The following is a 9,073-nucleotide window of genomic DNA, read 5'->3' as shown; positions in this document are numbered from 1 at the left end:
GCTGACCGCCACCCTCAGCGAGGACGAACTGCGCCGCATGAGCGCGGGCGGCGTCCTGCCGTTCAGCACCGAGGAGGGCCTCGCCCTCTTCGACCGCGCCCTGACCAGTGGCCTCGCGCACACCGCGCCCGTCCAGCTGGACCGCGCCCTGCTGCGCGGCGGCGAGGACACCCCCGCGCTGCTGCGCGGCCTGGTGCGCGCCGCCCCGCGCCGCGCTACGGCGCCGGACGCCCAGACGCTGCGCAGCCGGCTCTCCGCGCTGCCGGCGGCCGAGCGGACGGACGCGCTCCTGGAGACGGTGCGCGGCCAGATCGCCGAGGTGCTCAAATACGGGACGGCCGAGCAGATCTCGGCCACCCGGTCCTTCACGGAGCTCGGCTTCGACTCGCTGACCGCCGTGGAACTGCGCAACCGCCTCGCGCGGATGGCAGGCACCCGGCTGCCCACCACGCTCGTCTTCGACTACCCCACGCCGGAGGCGCTCACCGGCCATCTCCTCGGGATCCTGCTGCCCGAGACGGCGGCCGAGGAATGGGGCAAGGAGACCGTCGACCGCCTGGAGGCCATGCTCGACGACGAGCGGGACGAGGCCGAGGTCAACCGTCTGACGGCCCGTCTGGAGACCCTGCTGCTGCGCTGGCGGGAACGCTCCAGGACGCTCGCGGGCGCCGCCACCGGCGGCCGGGACGAGGAGCTCGGGGCCGACGAGCTGAGCTCGGTGAGCGAGGAAGAGCTGCTCCGCTACATCGACGACGAGATCGGGCTGAGCTGATGCAGGCACGGCCCACCAGCACCACGCGTACAACGAGGGGTTTCGTACATGGCTGAGAAAGAGCAGGTCGTCGAGTACCTGAAGCGGGTGACGGCGGACCTGAAGCGCACCAGGGACCGGGTCCGGGACCTGGAGGAGACCGAGCGGGAGCCCATCGCCATCGTGGGCATGGGCTGCCGCTTCCCCGGCGGGGCCGGGACGCCCGAGGCGTTCTGGGACCTGCTGCGCGACGGTGTCGACGCCATGAGCGACTTCCCCGACGACCGGGGCTGGCAGCAGCCCGAGGGCGGCACCCGTCCGCAGGGCGGATTCCTCGACACGGCCACCGAGTTCGACGCGGGCTTCTTCGGGATATCCCCGCGCGAGGCCCTGGAGATGGACCCGCAGCAGCGGCTGCTCCTGGAGACCTCCTGGGAGACCCTGGAGCGCGCCGGCATCGACGCGACCACCCTGCACGGCAGCGGGACCGGCGTGTTCATCGGCGTCAACGGCGCCGACTACCCCGGCATGCTCAACCACGCCGGGCACGAGTCGCTCGGCCACCTGCTGACCGGCAACGCCTCCAGCGTCGTCTCCGGCCGCGTCTCCTACGCCCTCGGCTTCGAGGGTCCGGCCGTGACCGTGGACACCGCCTGCTCCGCCTCCCTCGTGGCGCTGCACCTGGCGGCCCGCGCGCTGCGCTCCGGCGACTGCCCGCTGGCCCTGGTCGGCGGCGTCACGGTCATGTCGACGCCCGGTGTCTTCGCGGAGTTCGGCAAGCAGGGCGGGCTCGCCGCCGACGCCCGCTGCAAGGCGTTCGCGGAGGGCGCCGACGGCACCGCGTGGGGCGAGGGCGTCGGCGTGCTGCTCGTCGAGCGGCTCTCGGACGCGCGGCGCAACGGCCACCGCGTCCTGGCCGTCGTGCGCGGCTCGGCGGTCAACCAGGACGGCGCGTCCAACGGTCTGACCGCGCCCAACGGCCCCTCCCAGCAGCGCGTCATCCGCCAGGCACTCGCCAACGCCGGTCTCGCCGCGTCCGACGTGGACGTCGTCGAGGCACACGGCACCGGTACGTCGCTGGGCGACCCGATCGAGGCGCAGGCGCTGCTCGCCACGTACGGGCAGGAGCGCTCGGGGGACCAGGCACTCCTGCTGGGGTCGGTGAAGTCCAACATCGGCCACACGCAGGCCGCCGCCGGTGTCGCCGGTGTCATCAAGATGGTGCTCGCGATGCACCACGGCGTCGTACCGCCGACGCTGCACGTGGACGAGCCAAGCAGCCACGTCGACTGGGCCTCCGGCGCCGTCGAACTGGCCACGGACCGGGTCGACTGGCCGGGGCAGGGGCCGCGCCGCGCGGGCGTGTCCTCGTTCGGCATCAGCGGCACCAACGCCCACGTCATCCTCGAACAGGCTCCCCAGGAGCCGACCGCCGAGGAGGAGGCGTCCGACGCGGCGCCCGCGGTGTCGGCACCCGGCGTGCTGCCGTGGGTGCTCTCCGCCAAGTCGCCGTCCGCGCTGCGCGCCCAGGCCGCCCGCCTGCGCGACCACGCCGTGGCGGGCGCCGGCCTCGCGGGCACGGCGCTCGCGCTGGCCACCACCCGCACCGCCTTCGAACACCGCGCCGTCGTCCTGGGCGAGGACGCCGAAGGGCTCGCCAAGACCCTCGACGCCCTCGCGGACCAGGGCGCCGCGGGCCGCCACCTCGTCCACGGCACGGCACGCCCCGGCGCCAAGACCGCCTTCGTCTTCGCCGGGCAGGGCGCCCAGTGGGTCGGCATGGGCCGGCAGTGGTACGAGCAACTGCCGCCGTTCGCCGCCGCCTTCGACGCCGTCTGCGCCGCCGCCGACCCGCGGCTCGACGTCCCGCTGGCGGACGTGGTGCTCGCCGGGTCCGAGGGACACCCCGCCGAGCACGGCGAGCTCGTCCACCGGACCGGCTACACCCAGATCGCCCTGTTCGCCGTCGAGGTCGCACTGTTCCGCACCCTGGAGGCCTGGGGCGTACGCCCGGACGTCGTCCTCGGCCACTCCATCGGCGAGATCGCCGCCGCGCACGTCGCCGGGGTCCTCTCCCTGGAGGACGCGGTCGCCCTCGCCGTCACCCGCGGCGCCCTCATGCAGCAACTCCCGGACGGCGGCGCCATGCTGGCGCTGGACGCCACCCAGGAGCAGGCCGAGGCGTGGCTCGCCGCCCTGCCCGACGAGCACCGGGCGCGCGTCGCGGTCGCCGCCGTCAACGGCCCCTCCGCCGTCGTCGTCTCCGGCGCCTCGGACGCCGTGGAGCAGGTGGCCGAGGCCGCCGCGCAGGCCGGCCGGCGCACCCGCAGGCTCCAGGTCAGCCACGCGTTCCACTCGCCGCTGATGGAGCCGATGCTCGACGAGTTCCGCTCCGTGCTCGCGCGGCTCGCCTTCGCCCGCCCGGAGATCCCGCTCGTCTCCACCGTCACCGGTGAGCCCGCGGCGGACGACATCACCACGCCGGACTACTGGGTACGGCACGCCCGCCAGGCCGTCCGCTTCCAGGACGCCGTGCGCGCCGCCGCACCGCGCGTGGACGCCTTCCTGGAGATCGGCCCGCACGCCGTCCTCACCCGCCCCCTGGAGGACAGCCTCCCCGAGGGCCACTCCGTCACCGTCACCTCGGTCGCCCACCGCGAACGCCCCCTGGTCGCCGCGCTGCTGCGGGCCGTCGGCGCGCTGTGGACCGGCGGCGCCGCCGTGGACTGGCGCGCGCTGCTGCCCGCCGTGCCCGCCGCCCACGACCTGCCCACCTACGCCTTCGAGCGGCAGCGCCACTGGCCGCGCGTCTCCTCGCGCGGCACCGGCGACGTGAGCGGCGCCGGACTCGCGGGCCTCGACCACCCGCTGCTCGGCGCGGCCGTCAGCGTCGCCGACGGCTCCTCCGCGGGCGGCGCCGTGCTCACCGGCCGCATCTCGCTCGCCACCCACCCCTGGCTCGCCGACCACGCCATCGTGGGCGCCGTCCTGCTGCCGGGCACCGCCTTCGTCGAACTCGCCCTGCGCGCGGGCCAGAACGTCGGCTGCGGCCAGGTCCGCGACCTCACCCTGGAGACCCCGCTCGTCCTCACCCCCGAGGACGCCGTGCAGATCCAGGTCGGCGTCGGCCCGGCGGACGACCAGGGGAACCGCCCCGTCGTCGTCCACTCGCGCCCCGAACCCCTCGACGACGGCGCCGAGGCCGCCTGGACCCGGCACGCCCAGGGCGTCGTCGCCCCGGTCACCGCCCCCGGCCCGGACGCCGACGACTTCGGCGCCGTCACCGGCGAGGTGTGGCCGCCGCGCGGCGCCGCCCCGGTCGGCATCGACGACTTCTACCCCGCGCTCGCCGAGGGCGGGTACGCGTACGGCCCCACCTTCCAGGGGCTGCGGAAGGCCTGGCGGCGCGGCACCGACTTCTTCGCCGACGTGGAACTGCCCGAGGCCGCCGCGGACGACGTCGCGGGCTTCGGCGTCCACCCCGCGCTGCTCGACGCCGCCCTGCACGGCATCGGCCTGGCCGGTGCCGGTGAGGACGGCGAGGACACCGCGCGGATCCCGTTCGCGTGGTCCGGGGTGCGGCTGTGGGCGAGCGGCGCCCGTACGGTCCGCGTCTGCCTGTCGACCACGGGCACCGCCGCCGTACGCGTGCGGATCGCGGACGCCGCGGGCGCCCCCGTCGTCGGCATCGACGAACTCGTGCTGCGGCCCGTCACCGAGACCCCCGTCGCCCCGGCGCGTGCCGTGGTCGCCGAGTCGCTGTTCACCGAGACCTGGCAGCCCCGGCGGCCGGCCGAGGGCGTCAGCGACGCCGCGGCCCCGCCGCTCTGGCACGCCGACACCTCCGTCGAGGAGCTCGCCGCCGTGGCCGCCGGCGCCGACACCGTCCTCCTGGACTGCACAGGGGACGACGGCGCCGAGGTCCTGGCCGGAGCGCGCGCCGCCGTGGGCCGTGCCCTGGAGCACGTCCACGCGTGGCTTGCGCACGACACCCTCGCCACGGCCCGGCTCGCCGTCCTGACCCGGGGAGCCGTCGAGGCACGCCCCGGCGACGGCGCCGACCCCGCGCAGGCCGCGGTGCACGGCCTCGTGCGTTCGGCCCGCTCCGAGCACCCCGAGCGGTTCGCGCTGCTCGACCTCGCGCCCGGCACCGACGCCGACGAGATCCCCTGGACGGCGGTGCGCGCCGCGCTCGCCGACCAGGAGACCGAGATCGCCGTGCGCGACGGCGACGTCCTCGTGCCGCGCCTGGTGCGCGCCGCGCCCGCCGCCGACTCCCCGGCCGCGTACTCCGGACAGGGCACCGTCCTGGTCACCGGCGGCACCGGCGTCATCGGCGCCGCCGTCGCCCGGCACCTGGTCACCGCCCATGGCGTGCGCGACCTCGTCCTCGCCGGACGGCGCGGCGCCGACGCGCCCGGCGCCACCGAACTCGCCGACGAGCTGCGGGAGGCGGGCGCCCAGGTGCGCCTGGCCGTCTGCGACGTCTCGCGGCGGGACGCGCTCGCCGGACTCGTCGACTCCCTGCCCGAGCTGCGCGGCGTGGTCCACGCGGCGGGCGTCCTCGACGACGGCATGGTCACCGCGCAGACCGCCGAACGCCTGGACACCGTGCTGCGGCCCAAGGCCGACGCCGCCTGGCACCTGCACGAGCTGACCCGCGACCGCGACCTCGAACTGTTCGCGCTGTTCTCCTCCGCCGCCGGTGTCTTCGGCTCCCCGGGCCAGGCCAACTACGCGGCCGCCAACACCTTCCTGGACGCCCTCGCCCGGCACCGCCGCGCCGCGGGACTGCCCGCGCACTCGCTGGCCTGGGGCCTGTGGGCCGACCTCAGCGCCATGACCGGCACCCTGAGCGCCACCGACCTGGGCCGCCTCGACCGCGGCGGCCTGCGCGCCCTGAGCGCCGACGAGGGCCTCGCCCTGTTCGACGCCTCGGTCCGCCTGACCGCGCCCGTCGCCGTACCCGTACGCCTGGACCTGCGCGGCCAGAGCGACCCGCCGGCGCTGCTGCGCTCCCTGGTCAGGACGGCCCCGCGCCGCGCCTCGGCCGCCCCGGCGGCCGCCTCGTCGGCGTGGCACGGCCGCCTGCTCGGCATGACGGCGGCCGAGCGCTCCGCCGCCCTCGTCGACCTGGTGCGCGAGCACGTCGCCACCGTCCTCGGCCACGCCGAGCCCGAGGACATCGCGCCCGGCCAGTCCTTCGACGCCCTCGGCTTCGACTCGCTGACCGCCGTCGAACTGCGCAACCGCCTCGCCGAGTTCACCAAGGTCCAGCTGCCCACCACCCTCGTCTTCGACTACCCGAGCCCCGAGGCGCTCGCCGCCTTCCTGGACGAGGCGCTGGCCGGTCCCGCGGACCGGGGCGCCCGGGCCGCGCAGGTGCGGGCCACGGACGACGACCCCATCGCCGTCGTCGGCATGGCCTGCCGCTACCCCGGCGGCGTCGGCTCCCCCGAGGAGTTGTGGGAGATGGTGCTCGCCGGGCGCGAGGGCATCGGCGGGTTCCCCGACGACCGCGGCTGGGACCTGGAGCGGCTCTACGACCCCGAGCCCGGCCGCACCGGCGCCACCTACGTCCGCGAGAGCGGATTCCTGTACGACGCCGCCGAGTTCGACGCGGGCTTCTTCGGCGTCTCGCCGCGCGAGGCCACCACGATGGACCCGCAGCACCGCCTGCTCCTGGAGGCCTCCTGGGAGGCCATCGAGCGCGCGGGCATCGACCCGACGAGCCTGCGGCACAGCAGGACCGGCGTCTACGCCGGCCTGATGCACCACGACTACGTGGCACGGCTCCAGGAGATCCCCGAGGAGATCGCGGGCTACCTCAGCAACGGCACCGCGGGCAGCGTCGCCTCCGGCCGCATCGCCTACACCCTCGGCCTGGAGGGGCCGGCCGTCACGCTCGACACGGCCTGCTCGTCCTCCCTGGTCGCCCTGGACATGGCCGTGTCCGCGCTGCGCAGCGGCGCCTGCGACCTCGCGCTCGCGGGCGGCGTCGCCGTCATGGCGACCCCCGGCGTGTTCACCGAGTTCGGCAAGCAGGGCGGCCTCGCCCCCGACGGCCGCTGCAAGGCCTTCGCGGACGGCGCCGACGGCACGTCCTGGGGCGAGGGCGTCGGCATGCTGCTCGTCGAGCGCCTCTCGGACGCACGGCGCAACGGCCACCGCGTCCTCGCCGTCGTCAAGGGCACGGCCGTCAACCAGGACGGCGCGTCCAACGGCATGACGGCCCCCAACGGCCCCTCCCAGCAGCGCGTCATCCGCGCGGCGCTGGAGAGCGCGGGCGTCGGTGCCGCCGACGTGGACGTGGTCGAGGCGCACGGCACGGGTACGTCGCTGGGCGACCCGATCGAGGCGCAGGCGCTGCTCGCCACGTACGGCCAGGAGCGGACGGGCGGACGCGCGCTGCTGCTGGGGTCGGTGAAGTCGAACATCGGTCACACGCAGGCCGCCGCCGGTGTCGCCGGAGTCATCAAGATGGTGATGGCGATGCGGCACGGCGTCGTCCCGCCGACCCTGCACGTCAACAGCCCCAGCGGCCACGTCGACTGGTCCTCCGGCGCCGTGGAGCTGGTCACCGAGCCCACGGCCTGGCCGGGGCGGGGAACGCGCCGCGCGGGCGTGTCCTCGTTCGGCATCAGCGGCACCAACGCCCACGTCATCCTCGAACAGGCCCCGCAGGACGCGGCCGGGGAGACGGGCGGCGACGGCGCCGCCGGAGTGCTGCCGTGGGTGCTGTCCGCCAAGTCGCCCTCGGCACTGCGCGACCAGGCCGCCCGCCTGCGGGCGCACGCCACCGCGCAGGACGCGGACGCAGCCGGGACCGCCGTGGCCCTGGCCACCGGCCGCACCGCCTTCGACCACCGGGCCGTGGTCCTCGCCGAGGACGCGGAAGGCTTCGCCGCCGCCCTCGACGCCCTGGCCCGCGGGGAGGCATCCGCCGACGCCGCCGTGCGCGGCACGGCGCGTACCGCCCTCAAGACCGCGTTCGTCTTCCCCGGACAGCTCGACGGCTGGGCCGACGCCGCGCGCGAACTCCTCGACTCCTCACCGGTGTTCGCGTCCTCCATGGCGGAGTGCGCGGCGGCTCTGGCCCCGCACACCGACGTCGCCCTGCTCGACGTCCTGCGCGCGGCGCCCGAGCGGCTGGCGCGCGAGGACGTCGCCCGCCCGGCGCTGTGGGCCGTCACGGTGTCGCTCGCCGCGGTGTGGTCCGCCGCGGGCGTCACCCCGGCCGCCGTCGTCGGCCTCGGCGGCGGCGAGATCGCCGCGGCCTGCGCGGCGGGCGCCCTGTCGCTGGCCGACGGCGCGCTGCTCGCCGCGGGCCAGGGGCGACTGCTCGCCGAGCACGACGCCGCCGCGCACACCGCGCGACTCGACGCCCTGCGCGAGGAGCTGACGGCGCTCGCCGCCGGGGTGACGGCCGGCGACGGACGCGTACGGATGTACTCGGCGGTGACCGGGGCGCGGCTCACCGCCGACGAACTCGACGCCGAGCACTGGTTCCGCACCTTGCGCGAGCCCGTGCGGCCCGGCGCCGCGGTCAAGGCCCTGCTGGCCGACGGCGTGGACGCCGTCGTCGAGCTCGGCGCCCCCGCCGCCCCCGAGACGGCCACCGCCGTCGAGGAGATCGCGGCGGCCGACGGGCGGGACGTCCTCGTCACCACCGCCCTGCGGCACGGCGGGCCGGCGCGCCCCGTGCTGCTGCGCACCGCCGCGGAGCTGTGGGCGCGCGGCGCCCTGGTCGACTGGGTGGCCCTGCTCGACCTCAGGGCGCGCCCCGCCGACGTCCCCACGTACGCCTTCCAGCGCCGCCACTACTGGCTGGAGGTCTCCGCGCCCGCCGGCGACGCCGGCACCGTGGGCCTCACGGCGGCCGACCACCCGCTCCTCGCGGGCGCGGTCGAGCTCGCCGGGAGCGGCACGGCGCTGCTCACCGGCAGGCTCGCGCAGGCCACCCACCCCTGGCTGGCCGACCACGTGGTCGTGGACACCGTGGTGGTCCCCGGCAGCGTCCTGCTCGACTGGGCGCTGTACGCGGGGGAGCGGCTCGGCTGCGCCCAGGTGGCCGAACTCGCCCTGGAGGCCCCGCTGGTCCTCGACCCGCGGGCGGCCGTGCACGTCCAGGTCCAGGCGGGCCCGGCGGACGACACGGGCCGGCGCCCGCTGACCGTGCACTCCCGGCCCGAGCCCGCGGCCGGCGAGGCGGCGGGGGAGTGGACGTGCCACGCCCGCGCCGTCGTCGCGCCGGTCCCGCAGGGCGCCGTGGACACGACGGGCTTCCGTGCCCTGGCCGGTGCCTGGCCGCCGCCGGGCGCC

2 protein-coding genes are annotated in these 9,073 nt (G+C 76.7%); both read left to right on the top strand.

Going from position 1 to position 9,073, the window contains the following annotated elements; genetic code table 11:
* Positions 1-772, top strand: a 772-nt coding sequence (locus tag AOK22_RS31140; RefSeq protein ID WP_244165182.1) for a phosphopantetheine-binding protein, incomplete at its 5' end; no start/stop codon positions are given.
* A gap of 48 nt (positions 773-820) precedes the next feature.
* Positions 821-9,073: type I polyketide synthase (locus AOK22_RS43115; protein WP_055702065.1), on the top strand; the 8,253-nt coding region annotated here is incomplete at its 3' end.

The sequence above is a fragment of the Streptomyces silaceus genome (assembly GCF_001419745.1).
In the GTDB taxonomy this organism is placed as follows: domain Bacteria; phylum Actinomycetota; class Actinomycetes; order Streptomycetales; family Streptomycetaceae; genus Streptomyces; species Streptomyces silaceus.
This window is presented reverse-complemented; position numbering and strand designations above follow the sequence as displayed.